Raw genomic sequence first — 17,922 nt, forward strand, 5'->3', positions numbered from 1 at the left:
ACACTGCGGATGACAGCAGTATGCACATCATTGTACGTTCCATTGGAAGAAAACACGGCCATCGCGCTACCCGCCAAGCTCGAAGAACCTCTATAACTCACGACTGGACTTCCACGACTCCCGCGACCAGTTCTCCCAATAAAGTATTTATCCCCTGCGACCCACCAGGCTAGCTCAGTACATTGCCAGTCTTCCCATTCCAACATTGAAAAGTCATTTTGACCCGTTTCGCGCCTGATGCAAGCCGTCAAAGCTTTTTTATTCAATCCAGTTCCTGAAGCGTTTCCACAGTTGGAAACCAGGCGATCTAGGGTTGTAATATCGAATCTCGAACACGCTGCTTCCGCCGCACAATCTATACCTACACCAGCCTGTGTAGGCTGTTGAGTAGTCGTTGGCACCACATTCTCAGGTGCTTGAGGGAGCGTAAAGTACTGGTCAGAATCGAACTCATCACACGAATAAACATTGATTGGCGAATTTTGTGCCGCATTGTAGGCGTTCAGACAGTACACGCCGTCACCGCTACCGACGCGTTGCAGAATCACATTTTTGGAGCCGTACTTCGAGAAATCGAGGACGCGCCACTGCTGATCCGTGTCACTCGAATTGCACTCATACAAATTAATGGCTTTACTGTTCACAGGTGCATAAGAATTGATGCAAGAGTTAGTGCCTACACGCTTGATGTTGTAGACGTTTCCACTGATGCGCACGAAATCCCAGTTCTGATCGTCAGTGTTGTCAATACCGTATAGGAAAACTTTGTTGCCGGTAGGAATGTTGTAGTTCACGGCCAAGCCGTGCGAGAGAATCTGGCTGACAAAATGATTGGGTGCAGGTGCAGGTGCAGGTGCAGGTGCAGGTGCAGGTGCAGGTGCAGGTGCAGGTACCGGAATGGGTGTGGGCGTTGGTGCCGGTATAGGCGTAGGAACTGGCGTGGGCACCGTCGGTGTAGACGTACCTATGGGCATCACCTTCCACAACTGGTTCGCTCCGCCATTACAGTCCCACTGACCTACATCAGTGGACTGCTTACCCTCAGGGAAAAACTGGTCGAGACATAACCCAGAGGCTTTTACCTTGAGCTTAAAAGCGTTTCCAACGGGTTCAAAAAGAAACTGCTGTCCGGTAGACTGATCATTACAGGTGGCTTGTACGAGTTTGACTCCCACACCCCCCGTCGCAGGCACAGTTACGCACTTGCCCGAATTCACTGCCGTGATCTGCTTGTAGCCGTTGCTCATCGCTCGTAGTGTGAACTGCTGATTAGCCGCTGAGTGGCAGTTCCAGGCTAGGACCGAGGAATTGTCCGCAGTCGAGCCGCCTGCAACATCGAGGCATTGCCCGGTATAATTGTTGACGAGCAAGGTGGCTGGCCCAGCGGTTGATGGCGTTGTTACCGGAGGCGTCAACGGCTGCAAGGCGAAGTTGAGCGACGCCCCTACCCGTCCTATCCCATCGGTGCCGATCAGCATCAAACTCCAGCGGTAGCGGGTCTCGGCACCACTCACGAAGCTCGACGGCGGCAAGATCAACTGAGTGCTGGACCCCGCCAGAGTCGTGTTCCGGTACACCAGATCATTCGGCCCAAACGGATACTTGGTGATGATCAGACGTAGCTGTGTGGCACCTTGCGCTGGAGTCCATGCAAAAGTTGTGTTGCCCTCAGCTTTGATTGCGCCCGCAGGCGACTGAGGCACAGGCATACTGATAGTACCGCCGACCAGAGCGTTTGAGCGCTGAAAAACGTAGGGCCCCGGTGCCGGACGGTCATATTCACGGATGGTCCAGCCGTCACCTTTCTTGACCATATGCAGACTAGTCTCCACGGCCTTTTTCGCCCGCCCATTCTCTTCAAGGGCCAGAAAGCTACCCGAAGCCTGGTCAATCCATTGCTTGAACATCACCACATGGCCTGCGTTTCCGATGCCCTGGTTGTTAATGGCGTCGCCTGGTCGCAGCTCAGCCAGACTGACCTGGACTGAGTAGTTTTTGAGTGTGCTAGTCACCGCTGAACTGTTCAGCCCCCAGGCCATCGAGATAAGACCTGAACAATCCGGACGATAACCGTCATATGTCGTTTTCTGGCTGTACGGCACGGCAAAGCGAACCCAACGCTGAGCCCTCGCTATTATTTCGGCGCTACTGCTGGTTAGTGAAAGCGCGGAGAGACTCGACGCAGACAAGCTTCCCGTGTACCCCTGGCCGATGATAGGCATCAGCTCACCGTCAACTGGATTGAGAACTATTGGGGTTTCTTCGGTATTGTCGTTGCCCGCTAGAGGCGTGAGATCATCGTCGCTGGGTGCCGTTGGAGGAGATGCAGGCGCAGGCGCAGGGGTGGTTCCTGATACCGGGGTCGTCGGGGTCGTAGAGGGCACTGTTGCCGTTCCGGAAGGTGGCGCAGCCTGTTCAGGAATACCGGCTGCTGTCTCTCCACCTCCACAAGCCGTGAGCAACGCTAGGCTAATGACCAGCCCAAGCTGTAACGCATGGAGCTTGCGACGAGGCAGTGCCTGGGGCGAAGTGTCTGTCTTCTGACCTGATTTCATAATGATCCTCCTGAAGTTCACTTGCGATTGATGCATATTGTTGACATACGGAATTGAACTTGCCTTCACCTGACTCATCAGGTTGATTCAACCCACGTCCCATCGGGCTTCTCCTTGGCTGCGGGTCCGGGGCTGCGGGTCCGGGGCTGCGAATCTGGATCTGCGAGTGCTGCCCCTTCATGAGTGCCAGACCCGCCGTTGTTGCAACGACATGAGACTAGCAACAGGAACACGCCCGCCAACACCACCCTGGGGGGAGGCGGGTCAGGGCCGGTGACACTCAGGACCACTCTGGAACAGTTCTGGAACATCGGTAAGCGTCGTCCCAGCGCGACTTTGTTTAGACGCTTTCAAAAACTGTCACAAATGTGGGAAGACTTAGAGCAAGGTGAGCTACAGTACTGACCATGAGTGCAACGTCCCCGGAACTCCTCATCCTGGAGATCGATACCGCCGCCGCGAGCGTCAATCTGGCCGGAACACCGCTTCAGTTGCCTCCACGGTACGTTTCGTTTCTGGAACTTCTGGCCGCACGCAGTCAGCAGCCAGACCGCTACGCCCAGCGGGTGCATGTCAGCGAGGTGCGCGAGCTGAGCGAGTTCCGGCACCTGGAGGAAGCGACCCTGGGCCAGACGCTCTACCGTTTCCTGAACGGCACCGGCAAGGGCGAGAGTTTCAACGAGCAGGTGTGCCGGATTCTGGGCCTCAGCGAAGAAAAGCTCGTCACCTCGCCGAAAGGCAAATCCAAGGAGGTCTGGGTTCTGAACATGGCCTGCATTGGAGGCGTCGTCATTCATGGTGTGCCGGGCGCTCCTGCGCTGCCGCCGCCGTCACTCACCGATACCGCGCCCGACCTGCTCAGCCACGACCCCTACGGCCTGTGCGACCTGACGATGGCCGAAGCCCTGCTCGAACTGGGCCGACCTGCCGAGGCGCTGAGCGCCGCCGAACGCCTGATCGCTCATCCAGATCGTTCAGTTGCGGCCCGCGCCCTGCTGCTGCGCTCCAGTGTCCACGAGCAGGGGGCCGACTGGCCCGAAGCGTGGCAGAATCTCGACCGTGCGCGTGCGCTGATCGAGGTCGGGCCGCAGGACGCTCACCTGCTGCCCTGGGCGAAGCTGCAACACGCCCGGCTCGAACGCCTGGTCGGCGACCCGAATGTGTCGAAGCGGCTGCTGCGCGAGCTGCTGGCCGCCACGCCACCCGCTCATAAGCTGCTGCGTGGCCGACTGGAGGTGCTCGAAGGCTTACTGATTCTAGATGACCCCAGGCGGGAGCCGCGCAGCGCCCGACCTCATTTCAGTGTGGCCCTGCACCATTTTTTGGACGCTCGCTGGCTGTGGGGCACCTACCTGGTCGCGGCCAATCTGGGGCTGATGCATCTGCGGCAAAGTAGCTACGGCGCGGCCCGCAACAGTCCGTCGCTTTGCCGTCATGAACTGGCGCAGGCCCGCGACGGGTTCACGCGGGCCTGGCAGGTGTCGCAGGTGCTGGGCCGAGCACCCAAACCTGAACTCCTGGTCATGCTCGCCCGCACCGAGCGTGAACTGGGCGAGACCGAATCGGCTCAGCGCTACCTCGACTTGATTCTTGAGGGCCACTCGCCCCGGCAGCCGTCTCTCTTGCCCAGGCAGCGCTCTGAACTCTTCGCCGAGCGGGCCGAGCTGCACTGGACACTGGGCCGCCACCAGGCCGCGCAGAGCGACTGGCACACGGCGCTGCACCTTCCGCTGAGCCTGAGCGAGCTTGACGATCTGCGGCGGCGGGCGGGCAACCGACTGGTCGATTCGCTGGCGAGCACTCCGAGTGCTGTATCTCAGCCTGTGCCCCAGGCAGATCTGGCATGAAGCTGCTGTGTGTGCTGCTGGCGGTGCTGAGCTGGGCCGGAGCAGCTCCTCAACCGGCGGCGTCCGCCCGCTTCACCCAGACGCTTGAAGCCGAGAATATGCACCTGACCGGGCGGGCGGTGCGCCTGCGCTGCGACGAGTGTTCAGGTGGCTACACCGCCAGTTACCTCGGCGAAGGCGGCGCCATCACCTGGGCGACCGAGGTGCCCCGTGCGGGCGTCTATCGCCTGAGCTTCAGAAACAGGACCGGTAATCAACTCTTTCCGGGTTTGCTGACCATCGACGGCATTCCGCTCATCGCCGTCAAGTTCCACAACACGCATAACCTCTGGGAAACCCTGTCGCTGAAGGTGCCACTGCGGCAAGGCATCAACACCTTGTCACTGTCGAACGAACGCGATGTGATTAACGATGTCGAGGAAGTAAGCGTTTCAGACGACCTGACTCAAATGACACAACTCCAAGAAACCGTCCCAGTCTTGCGACCTGCCTTCGTTCTGACTCCGCTAGAGAACATTCCCTGGAACGTTATGGTGATCGTTCTCGGCAGCCTGTGCCTCTCCATTTCGATGTTGATCAAAATCATGCGTGGGAAACGTAAACCAGGGTACACCGTAACTCTAGTCTGGTCTCTGCTCGGAATCTCACTTATCTTCGCGGGTTATGCTGTAGAAATTCTCGATGTTACTTTTATTGGGACGTATATCGGATTCACCGTCAAGCTTCTGGGCCTTTTGATCGGGTCATGGGCGTCACTGTTTTTCGTGTGGCATTACACTGGTAGTCAGAATTTACAGAGCCGTGGACTTCGGACAGTAATCATAATGATCATATCGACATCGGCTCTCCTGATCGTTACTGACCCGTGGACGGGCTGGGCGCAGATTCGACCCCATCTGAGTACGAGGGCAGCCTTTCTACCGTTTTCGCGGATAGAGTTTACATTCCCAATGAAGTTTTGTTTTATCGTCACCAACTTGCTGTTATTTTTTGGAAGCGCCTCGCTCTTCGCTTTTCGCGATCACGTTTCCCGAATTTACCGCTCACAGATTAATATCATCAGTCTGAGTCTGATCTTGCCGCCTTTGCCTCTCTTCATCTTTCCGACTATCCTCTACCAGTTCGGCTTCGCAGAGCAAGACCCATCCGTCTTTGGCGCTTCGCTGCTCACGCTCATGTTGGCTCTTGCCCTGTACCGATACCACTTGCTTGATCTAAGTCCCACGGCCTGGGGAAAGGGCTTTGCTTTACGTGAAGAGGGCGAATTGGTTATCGGCCCACAGCAACAACTGATAGAAGCCAATCCTGTCGCACGCAGGCTGTTCGGCAATATGCGCGTCGGGCAGCCGGTGAGGGCCATACACCCCCTCGACGATCTCAGTGACCTGCTGCACTGGCAAAACCGTTTTTACCGAGTTCAGCGCACGACCATCGGCAGCAAGCAATCACCGCTAGCACACCGTATCGCTCTGTCCGACGTGACCGACCTGAAACTCGCTGAAGCTGATCTACGCCGCAGCAACGACCAACTGACACTTCTTCAGTCCGAACTTCGGGAGCAGGCCATTCGTGACAAGCTCACTGGCTTATACAATCGACGCTTCATGGAAGAGATACTGACCAAAGAAGTCCGGCGTACTCAGAAAGAATCTGGGGATCTAAGCGTTATCCTTCTGGATATCGACAACTTCCGCGAGTTCAATGCCCGGTGCGGATATAGCGGCGGCGACACGGTGCTGCATGAAGTCGGCAAGCTTCTTCTGGCAACTCAGGGTATGGCCTGCCGGTACGGTGGCGAGGAGTTTTTGCTGATCCTGCCTGGGCTGAACCTGGATGCCGCGCTCTTGATCGCGGAGACCGTGCAAGATCAGTTGTCTCAGCTTCATGTGGAACATGCGGGGCAGCAGCTCGTCATCACCGCCTCAGCCAGCGTGGCCAGTCTGGCTTTACACGGCGCGGCTGGTCTGCTCCTGGGCGCAGACGAAGCGTTACTCCTGGCTAAACGACGTGGCCGCAACCGTATCGAAGTCGGGCGGGCGCGGCAAGGCGAGTGGGGACGAGGCTGGAGCTGAGGTGAGCAGGGCGTTGACATGCAAACCCCACGGCCAACCCCTCACCCGTCCAACCCTATCCTGACCCCATGCCCGGCGTGAGTCTGATCTACGCCACCAGCCCCAATGCCCAGAAGTACGCCCCGGCGAACGCGACCTTGCAAAAGACGCGGGATGACGGGTTTGCGGAGTACGTGCTGAAGTTCTGAGCGAGGTGAGGATGGGGAGTCCTGACGCGGGCCGGGGCTCCTTTACTCGTGCTGAACCTGCGGTATACCTGTGGCATGGCACTGAAGATCACACGGTCTGCTGTGAACACCGACAGAACCAGTCCGAGCTTGTGGACGGTGCTCACCAGCGGCCTGTTCGCTTCGCGCTGGATCGGGCGCCTCGCGCCGCAGCTTGAGCAATTGCCACTCGAACCCGGCCAGCCTACCTTGCTCTACTTCCGCACGCGGGGCTGCACCATCTGTGGCCTGATTGACATGCAGGTAGCGGCAGCCTGCCACCGGGGCGGCGTGAGGCTCGTGATCGTGGACCGCCACGCCAAATCCGAAGAACCCGAAGCGCTGGAAATTTACACCCAGCCGGGTAACATCCTCGATGTCGGCGGCCCCATCAATACGGCATATCAGATCGGCGTGTACCCGTCGTTCGTTCTCGTCAAGGATGGCTTGATCGTGTTCAAAGACGTGGGTATCAAGGCCAGGCACGAGGTGTACGGCGAGTATTTGCAGAAGCGGTTCGCGGCGTTGATGGCTTGATTTTGCTCACCCGTCCAGCCGCTGCACGCTGCTCCCCGCCACGCTCTTGCTCACCAGCAGACGACTGGGCAAGCGCTCCGATAGGCTCTCGACGTGGGTAATCACGCCGACCATCCGCCCCTGCGTCCGCAGATTCTCCAGCGCCCCGGCCACCGAATCGAGCGCCTGTGGATCGAGCGTGCCGAAGCCCTCGTCTAAAAACAGGGCGCCCAGGATACGGTTCCCGGCCAGGTAGTCGCTCAGAGCAATCGCCAGCGACAGGCTCGCCAGGAAGGTCTCGCCGCCCGACAGGGTTTTGACACCCCGCGTCTCGCCCGCGTTCCAGAGGTCCTGCACGACGTAATCGCCACCTTCCAGGGCCAGCCGGTAGCGCCCGTCGCTGATGTCGTGCAGCAGTTCGCCCGCGCCGGTCAGCAGCCGGGCCTCGATCTCCTGCAACAGATACTGCTGGAATTCGTTGGCCCGCAGCGAATTGGCGAGCGTGGTCCAGAGGTCCACCGTGCCCGCCAGAGTACCCGCCTTCGCCTCCAGCTCGGTTTTGCGGGCCAGGCGCTCGGTTCCGGCCCGGATCGACTCGGCCAGCTCACCGAGGCGGGCCTGGGCTGTGCTGAGCGCCGCCTGGGCCGCGTACAGATCACGTCCGGCCTGAGCCAGCCGGGCAGGATCGAAGGGGACGCCGCCCAGTTTGGCCTCCAGCGCGGCGACTTCGGCTTTCATCTGTTCACGGGCGGCCAGGTGCCCTCGCAGGGCGGCGTCCAGGGCACGGATCTGATCTTCGGGGAGGGCGGCGGACTGGACATCCTCGGCACTGAGCTTCAGGGCGGCCAGCACGGCATTCAAAGCAGTCTCAGCCCGCACGGCCTCAGCCTGGCGCTCGCTGGCACGTTCGCGGGCGGCCCCAGCCGTCGCGGCGGCGGCAGCGTGGACGGCCCCGGCCTCGGCGTGGGCACGGCGGGCGGCTTCCAGAGCGTCGGCTAATGCTTTCAGCTCCGTCTGGACGGCGCGGCGCTCGGCGGCGGGGTCGGGGGCGGACTGCACCTCGTCGGCACTGAGGTCGAGGTCGGCCAACACGTCATTTAGAGCGATTGCAGCGCGTTCGGCTTCGGCTTGACGCTCATTTAACCCCTGCGCGGCGGCGGCCAGGGTCGCGGCGGCGGCGGCGTGTGCGGCGGACGCCTGGGCCTGGGCTTTGCGGGCGTCGTCCAGGGCGGTGTTCAGGGCTGCGATCTCGGCCTGAGCTTTCTTCCGCTCGCCCGCCGGGTCGCGTCCGGCCAGGTTGACGCGGGCAGCCAGGCCAGAGAGCAGGCGCAGGGCGGTGTCGGGTTCGTCGCCCGTGAATCTGGCTTCGGCCACGCGCAGATCGGCCTCGCGGTCCCCCAGCGCCGCTTCCCAGTCGGTGAGTTCGCGGGCCTTGTCTTCGAGTTGCCTGACCCGCACATCGGTCTGGGCCTTGAGGTTCTTGTAGCGGTCCCGTTGCAACTCCAGTTGCAGCTCAGCGGCCCCCAGCGCCGCTTCCAGCTCGCCCAGGTCGGCTTTGGAACCGCTCGGCAGGGTCTTGACGCTCTGCTCGCACAGCGGACACGGCTGACCCAGATGCAGGTGAGTTCTATGGGCACTCAGTCCGGCGATGAGTCTGGCCTCGTCGAGTCGGGCTTTCGCGGCGTCGAACTCGGCTTTGAGCTGGCGTCCGTCGAGGGTGATCTGCTCCATCTCGGCTTTCTGGACGCGCTGGAGCTGGGTATTTTCCAGGTGCCGGGCCTGATCGGCTTTCAGTCCGGCCTTCTCGGAGTCGAGCACCGCGCGCTCCTTGCGGTTCTGGGCGATCTGGGTGGCGGCCTCCCTGGCTCGCTGGTGGGCCTCCTCGTCCCAGGGCAGCGGCTTGGGGTGCGTGGTCTGGGGCGTGCCCCCGGCGAGCTTGAGACGCCTCAGATCGGCGTCGGCCTCGCGCAGCATTTCATTGCGGGCTTCGAGTTCGGGGATGCGCCCGGTGGCGGTGCGGGCGCTGCTCTCGCGGGCGGCGGCGGTCTCGACATCCTGCTGGGCGCGGTCCAGGGCGGCTCCGGCGGTGGCGGACGCCTGCTGAGCCCGCTCGTGCGTCTGACCGGACTGCTCGGCGCCCCTGAGCAGCGGCCAGGCCCGCTCGACCTGCCCGGCCCGCTCCAGGCGGGCACCCAACTGAACGTTGCCGCTGGCCTGAGCGTCCAGGGCAGCCCGCTCCAAGGTGGCAGTCCGGGCCAGGGCGGCGGCGGCGCTCTCCAGCCCGGCTCCGGCGGCTCCGGCGGCGTTCACGGCGCGTTCGGCGGCCTGGGTCGCCTGGGTCGCCGCGTCCAGCAGCGGCAGGGCGGTGGCGACAATGCGGGCGCGTTCGGCGCGTTCGGCTCCGGCGCGGACGCCTTCGGCCTGGGCGTCCAGTGCGGTCAGATGGCGCCCGGCCTCGTCCAGTTCGCGCTGCACGGCCTCCTGGGCACGCAGGCGGCTCAGCTCGGCCTGCAAGCCCTCCGCGTCGTCCCCGAAGGTCTGGAGGGCGGTCACGGCAGCGTCGCGTTCGGCTTTAAGCGCGACCAGCGCCTCCGCACTCACCCCAGCGTACTCACCTTCCAGCAGGTGATGGGCTCCGGCCAGCTCGAATTTATGCGCCTTGACCTGATCGGCGGCGCGAGCGTGCATCTCGGCGACGTGACCGAGGTTGGTCAGCTCGCCCAGCAACTTCTGGCGCTCGGCCTTGCTGCCGCGCAGCAGGGCGTCGAACTTGCCCTGCGGCAGCATCACGGCGCGGGTGAAACTCTTGAAATCCAGCCCCAGCAGCTTGCTGACACGGGCCTGGGTGGCGCGGTTGGTGTTCTCGGAGAGGTTGCTCCAGCGCTTGGCGTCGGCGCCGTCTCGCTGCTCCAGCCGCAATTGGTTCTCAGCCTGCTTGCGGCCCTTGGTGCGGGCGGCCCGGTAGACCTCGCCCCCGCTCTCGAAGGTCAAACTGACGGCGAAGGCCCGCTCGCCCGTGGAAATCAGCGCGTCGAGCCCGGTCTGCCCCAGCCGGTCGGTCTCGCCGTAGAGCGCGAAGGTGATGGCGTCGAGCAGGCTGCTCTTGCCGCTGCCGGTGGCGCCCTGGATGGCGAAGAGTTGCAGCCCGGCGAAGTCGATGTCCACCTGATCGCGGAACGGCATGAAGCCCCGGACGGAGAGTTCGAGTGGTCTCATTTGGCGCTCACTCTATTCCGCATTTCCCAGAAAAGCGGGCAGGCCCGATAGGTGCCGTTCTGCTCAAGACGCGCTGGCAAACGCTCCACGCCGTGAGCGCCAAATGCTATTCCTACTCTGCTCCGCAGCTTTTCAAGTCCCGTTGGTCGGATTTCAGGCTGCAACAGCAGCCTTTCAATCGGAAAGTTATTCATACGGCTTCCCCCGCCGCTTCGCGCACGGCCCGGTCCGTTTCTTCGAAGGCTGCCCTCAGAGCAGGCGGCAGCTCGCCGCGTTTTTCCAGGTGGAAGCGCTCGTAGAGCTGGGTCAGGCTGAGCCCCTCGCGGGTTTCGAGCTGGGCACTTGCCTCGTCGTTGGTCGGCTCCAGGTCCACGCCCAGCGCACCGGGGAACTGGCGCAGCACGCGGTCTTTGAGTCCTGGCAGGGCCGTGCCGCCCGGCGCCCGGATGACCACCTTCAGCAGTCCCTGAAAGCCGTCCAATGCCGCCAGGCGGGCGTCCAGTCCGTCCACGTCGGTTTTGATGGTCCGGAGTTCCTTGCCGCTGACCAGCGGAATGGCGGTGACGCGGGCGGGGCGTCCGGCCTCGACTTCGATCAGGTTGACCTGTTTCTTCTCGCCGCCCTCGCCGAAATCGAGCTGGATGATGCTGCCGGGATAACAGGCCAGCGGCGACGCGCCGAGCTGCTGGGGCTTGTGGACGTGGCCCAGCGCGGCGTACTGGGCCATCGCGGGCAGTTGCAGCGGCGAGACCGTGTACGAGTTGGTCAGGTCAAACTGCATGCCCCGGTCCGAACCGCTGGCGACGGCGCCGTCGAGCGTGGCGTGGAGCATCAGCATGTTCACGGCGCCGGGCTCAAAACCTTCGGCCAGTTTTTTCAGGAAGAAATTCATGCCCTCGCGGTATTTCTGGCGCCAACTTCCCACATCGGCGCCCATCACGTCGGCGGCCTTGACCAATCGGCGCTCCGAGAGGTACGGCAGGGCACCCACGACCAGTTTCTCGCCCGATTTCGTATCTAACGTTCGCAGCATCTCACGGGGGTTGGCGGCGGGCTGGGCCACGACCTGCACGCCCACCCAGCCGAGCAGCCCGGTGAGTCCAGCCAGGCGCGAGGCGCTGTCGTGGTTTCCGGCGATGACGATGCTGGGAATCTTATCGTCGCGCAGACGCAAGAAAAATTCGAAGATGGCCGCCTCGGCGTCGGCGGGCGGGTTCACCGCGTCGAAGAGATCGCCCGCCACCAGCACGGCATCAACCCGTTCGCTGCGGGCCAGACCGGCGATCTCGCTCAGGGCGTCGCGGATCTCCGGAGTCCGGTCGTAGCCGCGCAGACTGCGCCCAGCATGGAAGTCGGCGGTGTGAAGTACGCGCATAACGGAAAAGTTAGCACGGGGAGGGGGCCGGGCGTGTGGCTTGTGGGGGAAGCGGGAGGCGGGGCGCGGGAGACGCCTCGGCAAGCTCGGCATGACCACTTTGCCTTGTTTGTCACCCTGAACGCAGTGAAGGGTCTGCCGTGGCCGGGGCACTTGCCTGTAGCTGACCATCCAGCGCGGCCACCGCGCACCGCCTCCCGCGTTTTACGGCGCCGGGTACAGCACCGCCGTCGGCACGACCTGACGCGCTATACCGGGGCCGGACCATTCCAACTTCACCAGGGCGACGCCGAAATTCTCGTAATAGAGCAGATGTCATAAAAAGACCCTTTTTATGACCGAGCGGAGCGAGTAGTGTTGACTGAGCAGGACGCAGAATGGAGGCGCGGGGAGGCTGTTTTCCCCGTGGCGTAATTCGGAGTACTGCTCTAGTCGAGCACGATAGGCACGTGCCCGCCCGCCGTCAGGGTCACTTTGGCGGTTCGTTCGGTGACGGTATGTTCGGTCCAGTCGTCGAGGTACAGCGTGCCATTGAGCGACAGGCGCACGCCGTCGTCGCTGCTGGTGATGAAGGTGTATTCGCCGCTGGCGGGCACCCTGAGCACGCCGCTCCAGCGCACGCTGAACGTGTCGGGGCCGACGCCGCTCCTGGGAATTCCAGAACCCCAGTCGAAATCGATTTGCGGGTCGGTCTGGGTCAGGGCCGGGCCAGCCAGGTCGAGCGCCGCGTGGTAGTCGCCGCGCAGGCCGGTGCCGGGCAGCTCCGGTTGCGGCGAGCCGCCGCAGGCCACCAGCGAGAGAGTCAGTAGTCCGGCCAGCACGCTCCTGAGCATGTTCCCTGAGATCATCCGCGCCTCCGTGAGTGAGCTGAACTGACCGTGAGTCTAGCGCTCATGACTCAGGCGGCAGGTTCAACACGCGGCCTACCTGAAAGCCCTGCCAGTCCTGCTCGGTCAGCCGCCGATCCGCGAAGCGCTGAAGCGCACTCCACCAGGCACCCGGCGACTCCTCATCCGGGCCGAGCAGCGCGGCGTCGTCCTGTAAGCCGTCCGCCTCGGCCTGGGCGCCCAGCGCGGCCAGGTGGCGCTCCATGACGCGCAGCGAGGCCAGACGCTGGGACCGGGTGCTGAGCTTGACCGGAAAGTGGAAGCGCAGGCCCTTTTCCTGGCAGACGCTGACCTGCATGGGCAACTCGCCGGGGCCGATCACCTTGAAGAAGACGACGCTGGGCGGAAAAAATACGCGAGAAACGCTGCTGCTCGGCGGAAAGCCCGGCATGATCCGTGAGCGGAGCACACCGCCAAGTAAGCTGCCGTAACGGTCCTGAAGCGCGTAGATGCGCCTCAGCAGGTCGCCGTAGTCGCTGCCGCCTAGGCGGTCTTCCGCGTGTTCGGGCCACCACATGGCGTAATCGTCGGCGGGCAGGGCTTCCCCACTTGGCACAGGCCGCAGCGCCAGCTCGAAGGGATTGAAGAGTGGTGTGGGCGCGGCGCCGTCAAGCGGCAGCGGCTCCGGGGCGTAGTAGACCGCCGTGGCCCCGGCCCGCGCGGCGGCCTGCTGGACGCTGAGGAAGTGGCCTGCCAACTCGGTATCCGCCAGCGGGTAGGGAAAGACCCAGAACGGCTGCCCGGCACGCTCCAGCAACGCGGGCACGCTGAGCACCAGGTCTCGACCGCCCTCGTCTACGGCGAGTTGCGGTGATTCAGAAGTCCGCAGGACCGGGCCCGCCTCCCGCCAGCAGCGCTCCTGGGTGGCGATCAGCTCACTGGTATTGCGGTCCAGGTCGTCTCTGCGCCCAAGCGACCAGAGGCGAACCGGCTCGCTGGGCCAGTCCATATTGCAGTGCAGGGGGGTCAAGACGGGTTGCGCCACGCTCTGCTTCTTTTTCCAAAACATGCCTTGAGCTTAACATTGCACCTGAGCCAAGCAGCACCGCCGGTCTGCTGAATCGTCGCCTAGAGCGCTTCCCCGAACGCCGAGGTCACGACTTCCCCGGCCAGTGCCCGCTCGATGTTGTGGCGCAGGGCACGAAGCTGGCGCTGGAGCCCGGCGCTCTGCTCGCCACTGAGGCAGATCAGGGCGGCCAGGTCACCGGGAATCTGGCGGGCACGTGCCTGCAATTCACGGCCCGCCGGGCTCAGACGAACCTCGACCTCGCGCTCGTCCTTGCGGGTGCGGGTGCGGGTGAGCAGACCCGCCACCTCCAGGCGCTTGAGCAGCGGCGAGAGCGTGCCCGAATCGAGTTCCAGGGTCTCGCCCAGGTTGCCCACCGTGCGCCCGTCCTCGTCCCAGAGGGCCACCATCACCAGGTACTGCGGGTAGGTCAACTCCAGGGCGCCGAGCAGCGGACGGTAGGCGCGGGTCATCAGGCGCGAGGTGGCGTAGATGTCCAGGCACAGCAGGGAATCGAGCACAGCGGGGGGCACGGCAGTCATGCCTGTCAGTTTAAGCACTGAATTGGAGGCAATACAGTAGCGTTGCAGCAAAACGCCTTCACGCTTGATTCAGGCAGCCCGCCGGTCCAGCTCCTACTCGTAGCGCAAAGCCTCAATCGGCGGCAGGGCGGCAGCGCGGCTGGCGGGCCAGACCCCGAAGATCACGCCGGTCAGGGCGCTCACCACCAACGCCAGCAACGCCACGCCCGGCGAGAGGATCACCTGCGGAAAGAAGCTCGGCGCCGCCAGGCTGACGAGGGTCACGGTCAGCACCGTCAGCAGGTAGCCGACCAACCCGCCCAGGGCGGTGAGCGTCACGGCCTCGATCAGAAACTGCCCCAGGATGGTGCCGCGCCGGGCGCCCAGGGCCTTGCGCAGCCCGATCTCACGGGTACGCTCGGTGACTGAAACGAGCATGATGTTCATGATGCCGATGCCGCCGACGAGCAGGCTCAGGCCGCCGATGCTGGCCAGCAGGATTTGCAACACGGTGGTGATCTGCGAGAACTGCTGCACGAACTGATCGAAATTGAAGACCTCGAAGTTTTTCTCGCCCCGGCGCCGCTCCAGCACGCGGCTGACGGTGGCCTGCACGGAATCTATATCGGCGCCAGGGTCGACCCGGAACTGCAAGGTGTCGTAGCTGTCACGGTCCGTAAAGGTGCGCCACAGGAAGTTGATGGGCATGATCCCGCTGTCCTGACCGCCGCCGAACAGCGCCGAGGCCGGTTGCGTCACCCCGATGACCGTGACCTGTTCGCGTTGCAAGACCAGGCCGGAGTTGTTCACCACCCGCGCCGAGATTCGCAGCACCTGGCCCAGTGGATTTTGCTGCGGAAACAGCTTCTGGGCGGTGGTGCCGCTGAGCACGATCAGCGGGGCGCTGCCTCTGGCTTCCGTCTCGGTGAAAAACCGCCCGCTGGTGAGCTTGACATCCGGCGACTGCCGCGCGTAGTCGGCCTTGACGCCGCTGAGACTCAGGTTGGCGCTGCGGCCCGAAACTTCGGCGGTGACGCCGCTGCTGGTGCTGCTGACGTCGCGGATCGGCAGCCCCGCCAGCGCGTTCAGATCGTCGGCGATAAAGGTCCGGTAGGGGCGGCCCGGCGCATACCTGGGCTGCACCAGCAGCGTTCGCCCGCCGATGCTGTCGAGCTGCTTGGTGATCGCCTGCGTCGCCATCTGGCCCAGGCTGAGCATGGTGGTCACCGCAAACACGCCGATGATGACGCCCAGCATGGTCAGCAGGCTACGCAGCTTGTTCGAGGCGATGGCCGAGAGTGCTGTCTGGATGTTTTCGAGCACGTTCATACGCTCGCCACCTCCGGTACGTCGTCGTCCAGCACCGGGCGCCCGTCCGACACCAGGCCGTCGCGCAGCCAGATGGTGCGACTCGCGCGGGCGCCGACCTCCTCCTCGTGGGTGACCAGCACGATGGTCCGGCCCTCGCGGTGCAGCTCCTCGAACAGCTTGAGGATCTCGCGGGTGCTGCGCGAGTCGAGGTTGCCCGTCGGCTCGTCGGCCAGCAGCACGGCGGGGTCTTGTACCAGGGCGCGGGCGATGGCGACGCGCTGCTTTTGTCCGCCGGACAGCTCGCTGGGTTTGTGGCTCAGGCGGTCGCCCAGGCCGACCCGTTCCAGCGCCGTGCGGGCCAGGGTGCTGCGCTCACGGAGTCCCAGCCCCCGGTAGGCCAGCGGGAGTTCCACGTTCTTCTGGGCGCTGGTGCGGGCCAGCAGGTTGAACGACTGAAACACGAAGCCGATGCGCTCGTTGCGGATGCGGGCGAGCTGATCCTCGCCGAGCTGGCTCACGTCGTCGCCGCCCAGGAGGTAGCGGCCCTCGGTGGGCTGGTCCAGGCAGCCCAGGATGTGCATCAGCGTGCTCTTGCCGCTGCCCGACGGCCCCATCAGCGCCACGTATTCGCCAGCATGAATGTCCAGGCTGATGCCCGACAGCGCGTGAACCTCAGCGTCGCCCTCGCCCGCGTAGACCTTGGTGATGCCGGACAAACGAATCACCGGGTCTGAGCTGGAGGTGCTCACGGCTTCGCGGCGCTCTTGATAGCGGGGTCGCTGTACGTCACCCGCGCTCCCGCCGCCAGCTCCGGGCTGGGCGTGTTCACGATCAGGTCACCGGCTTTCAGCCCCGTCACCGCCGCCAGGTTGGTGTTGCGGTCGAGCAGGGTCAGCGTCAGCGGCTGGGCGGTGCCGGTCAGTTGCCCGTTCACCGGCTTGGCCTCCGGTGTCACGCGGAAAACCTTGAGGCTGCCTTTGCTGGCGCCCTCCAGCGTCGCCTCGATGGGCACGGTGACGGCCCCGACGATGCGGCGCACGGTCACGGTGGCGGTGCCGGTGAAGCCGGGTTTGACGCCAACAACGCCCGGCAGCCGAATCCGCACGACCACGCTGGCCGCGTTGCCGCTGGCGTCGGCGGTGGGGTCCACCCGGTCTACCGTGCCGGTGGCGGCCTTGTCGGGCAGCGCGTCGAAGGCCACGCTGACGGGCTGGCCGGGGCGCAGATCGGGGGCGCGGGTCTCGTCGAAGGGCACCTGCAAGTAGAGCTGAGCCGGATCGGTGATGACGAAGGCCGGACCGCCTGTACCGCCGGGAGCGTTGCCCACACTCACGTTCACGGCGCTGATGACGCCGCCCACCGGGGCGCGCAGCTCGGCGTCCCGCAATGCCGCCTGGGCATTCTGGACGCGCACGCGGGCGGCGGCCAGCGCCGACGCCCCCCCAGCCACGCTGGCGGCGGTGCTCTGGGGCGTTCGGTTCACGGCGTACCTCAACTCCGAGCGCGCCTGATCCAGCTTGCGCTGCGCCTCGGCCTGGGCGCTGCGGGCGGTGATGAGGTCCTGGTCGCTGACGGCGCCGAGCTTGTGCAGCGAAAGCTGGTTTCGCAGGGTCCGCTGGGCGCTGCTCAGGGCGTCCTGGGCGCTGGCCAGGGTCAGCTCGGCGGCGGTGCGGCTGCGCGTCAGGTCCTGGGCAGCGTCGCTGGCGGCGGCGCGGGCACGCTCCAGGTCGCTGCTGGCAGCCGTCAGGGCGGCCTGGGCACTTTGCAGCTCGCGGCTCTGGGCGGCGCTGTCCAGGCGGGCCAGGAGCCCTCCGGCCTTCACGGCGTCACCCACCGCCACGTTCACGCTCGCCACGCTGCTGGAGACGGTGCCGGACACCGGAAAGTTGACGTTGCGGGCGACCTGCGCTTTGGCCGTGCCGGTGCCGCTGACGGTGCGGGTAAAGGTCTGGGACAGCGCCTTCACCACGTTGACGGGCGTGCCACTGGGGCCGCTGGGCCGCAGCAGCGCGGCAGCCGTGATGCCCACACTTAGCACGATCAGGCCCGGCAGCCAGAGGCGGCGCAGCAACGAGGGGCGGCGGGAACGGGTGCTCGGCACCGGGGGCGTGTGCTCAGGCGAGGCGGTCATGAGCGCACCTTCAGGCGAAGGTGGGGGCGGGCGTCAGGCGTCATGACTCCGGTGTAGCACGCCGCATCAAAGCAGCGCGTCCCACTTTCGGCTGAGTCGGGCCGACGGAGCAGGCTCAGGACGCGCCCATCAGGCTGCCCAGCGAGCGCGAGATCAGCACCCCGGCCACGCCCAGCACGGCGAACACGGCCACCGGAATCAGCACACCGCGTATGGCCTTGCCCTGGTCACCGGTCAGCACCCGGAAGCCGATGAAGGCGAGTACGGCCTGCCAAAGAT

At 64.1% G+C, this 17,922-nt stretch carries 12 protein-coding genes; 3 read left to right on the top strand and 9 right to left on the bottom strand.

What is annotated here, in order from left to right; all coding sequences use genetic code 11:
- The coding region (locus Q0R23_RS11840; protein ID WP_293913280.1) for an RICIN domain-containing protein at positions 1 to 2,102 on the bottom strand (2,102 nt) is incomplete at its 3' end.
- A gap of 860 nt (positions 2,103 to 2,962) precedes the next feature.
- Here Q0R23_RS11840 and Q0R23_RS11845 point away from each other — a divergent pair.
- From Q0R23_RS11845 to Q0R23_RS11855, 3 genes are all read left to right on the top strand, one after another.
- A complete protein-coding gene (locus Q0R23_RS11845) occupies positions 2,963 to 4,402 on the top strand; it encodes a tetratricopeptide repeat protein (RefSeq protein WP_293913282.1) in 1,440 nt (479 codons plus the stop codon).
- Positions 4,399 to 6,474: a diguanylate cyclase gene (locus tag Q0R23_RS11850; protein ID WP_293913283.1), complete on the top strand. Its 2,076-nt coding sequence runs from the start codon at positions 4,399 to 4,401 to the stop codon at positions 6,472 to 6,474. Before Q0R23_RS11845 ends, Q0R23_RS11850 begins: the two co-directional genes overlap by 4 nt.
- 263 nt (positions 6,475 to 6,737) lie before the next feature.
- A complete protein-coding gene (locus Q0R23_RS11855) occupies positions 6,738 to 7,217 on the top strand; it encodes a hypothetical protein (protein ID WP_293913285.1) in 480 nt (159 codons plus the stop codon).
- Between the two features lie 6 nt (positions 7,218 to 7,223).
- On the opposite strand, the gene Q0R23_RS11860 is transcribed toward Q0R23_RS11855, so the two are convergent.
- From Q0R23_RS11860 to Q0R23_RS11895, 8 genes are all read right to left on the bottom strand, one after another.
- The gene (locus Q0R23_RS11860) at positions 7,224 to 10,412 is read right to left on the bottom strand and encodes an SMC family ATPase (protein WP_293913286.1); all 3,189 of its coding nucleotides are present in this window, start codon (positions 10,410 to 10,412) and stop codon (positions 7,224 to 7,226) included.
- Between the two features lie 190 nt (positions 10,413 to 10,602).
- Complete coding sequence (locus Q0R23_RS11865; RefSeq protein ID WP_293913287.1) at positions 10,603 to 11,787, bottom strand: exonuclease SbcCD subunit D; 1,185 nt, start codon at positions 11,785 to 11,787, stop codon at positions 10,603 to 10,605.
- A 428-nt stretch (positions 11,788 to 12,215) separates the two neighbouring features.
- Complete coding sequence (locus Q0R23_RS11870) at positions 12,216 to 12,635, bottom strand: PA14 domain-containing protein (RefSeq protein WP_293913288.1); 420 nt, start codon at positions 12,633 to 12,635, stop codon at positions 12,216 to 12,218.
- A 43-nt stretch (positions 12,636 to 12,678) separates the two neighbouring features.
- Positions 12,679 to 13,623 (bottom strand): hypothetical protein, encoded by a 945-nt coding sequence (locus Q0R23_RS11875; RefSeq protein WP_293913290.1) that lies wholly within the window; start codon positions 13,621 to 13,623, stop codon positions 12,679 to 12,681.
- 119 nt (positions 13,624 to 13,742) lie between these two features.
- A complete protein-coding gene (locus tag Q0R23_RS11880; protein ID WP_293913292.1) occupies positions 13,743 to 14,222 on the bottom strand; it encodes a MarR family transcriptional regulator in 480 nt (159 codons plus the stop codon).
- A gap of 93 nt (positions 14,223 to 14,315) precedes the next feature.
- Complete coding sequence (locus Q0R23_RS11885) at positions 14,316 to 15,530, bottom strand: ABC transporter permease (RefSeq protein WP_293913294.1); 1,215 nt, start codon at positions 15,528 to 15,530, stop codon at positions 14,316 to 14,318.
- A complete protein-coding gene (locus Q0R23_RS11890; protein WP_293913296.1) occupies positions 15,527 to 16,261 on the bottom strand; it encodes an ABC transporter ATP-binding protein in 735 nt (244 codons plus the stop codon). The genes Q0R23_RS11885 and Q0R23_RS11890 overlap by 4 nt, the downstream gene beginning before the upstream one ends.
- Positions 16,258 to 17,643: an HlyD family efflux transporter periplasmic adaptor subunit gene (locus Q0R23_RS11895; RefSeq protein ID WP_293913298.1), complete on the bottom strand. Its 1,386-nt coding sequence runs from the start codon at positions 17,641 to 17,643 to the stop codon at positions 16,258 to 16,260. Before Q0R23_RS11895 ends, Q0R23_RS11890 begins: the two co-directional genes overlap by 4 nt.
- Positions 17,644 to 17,922: the final 279 nt, after the last annotated feature.

This window comes from Deinococcus sp. (assembly GCF_025362455.1).
Classification (GTDB): Bacteria; Deinococcota; Deinococci; order Deinococcales; family Deinococcaceae; genus Deinococcus.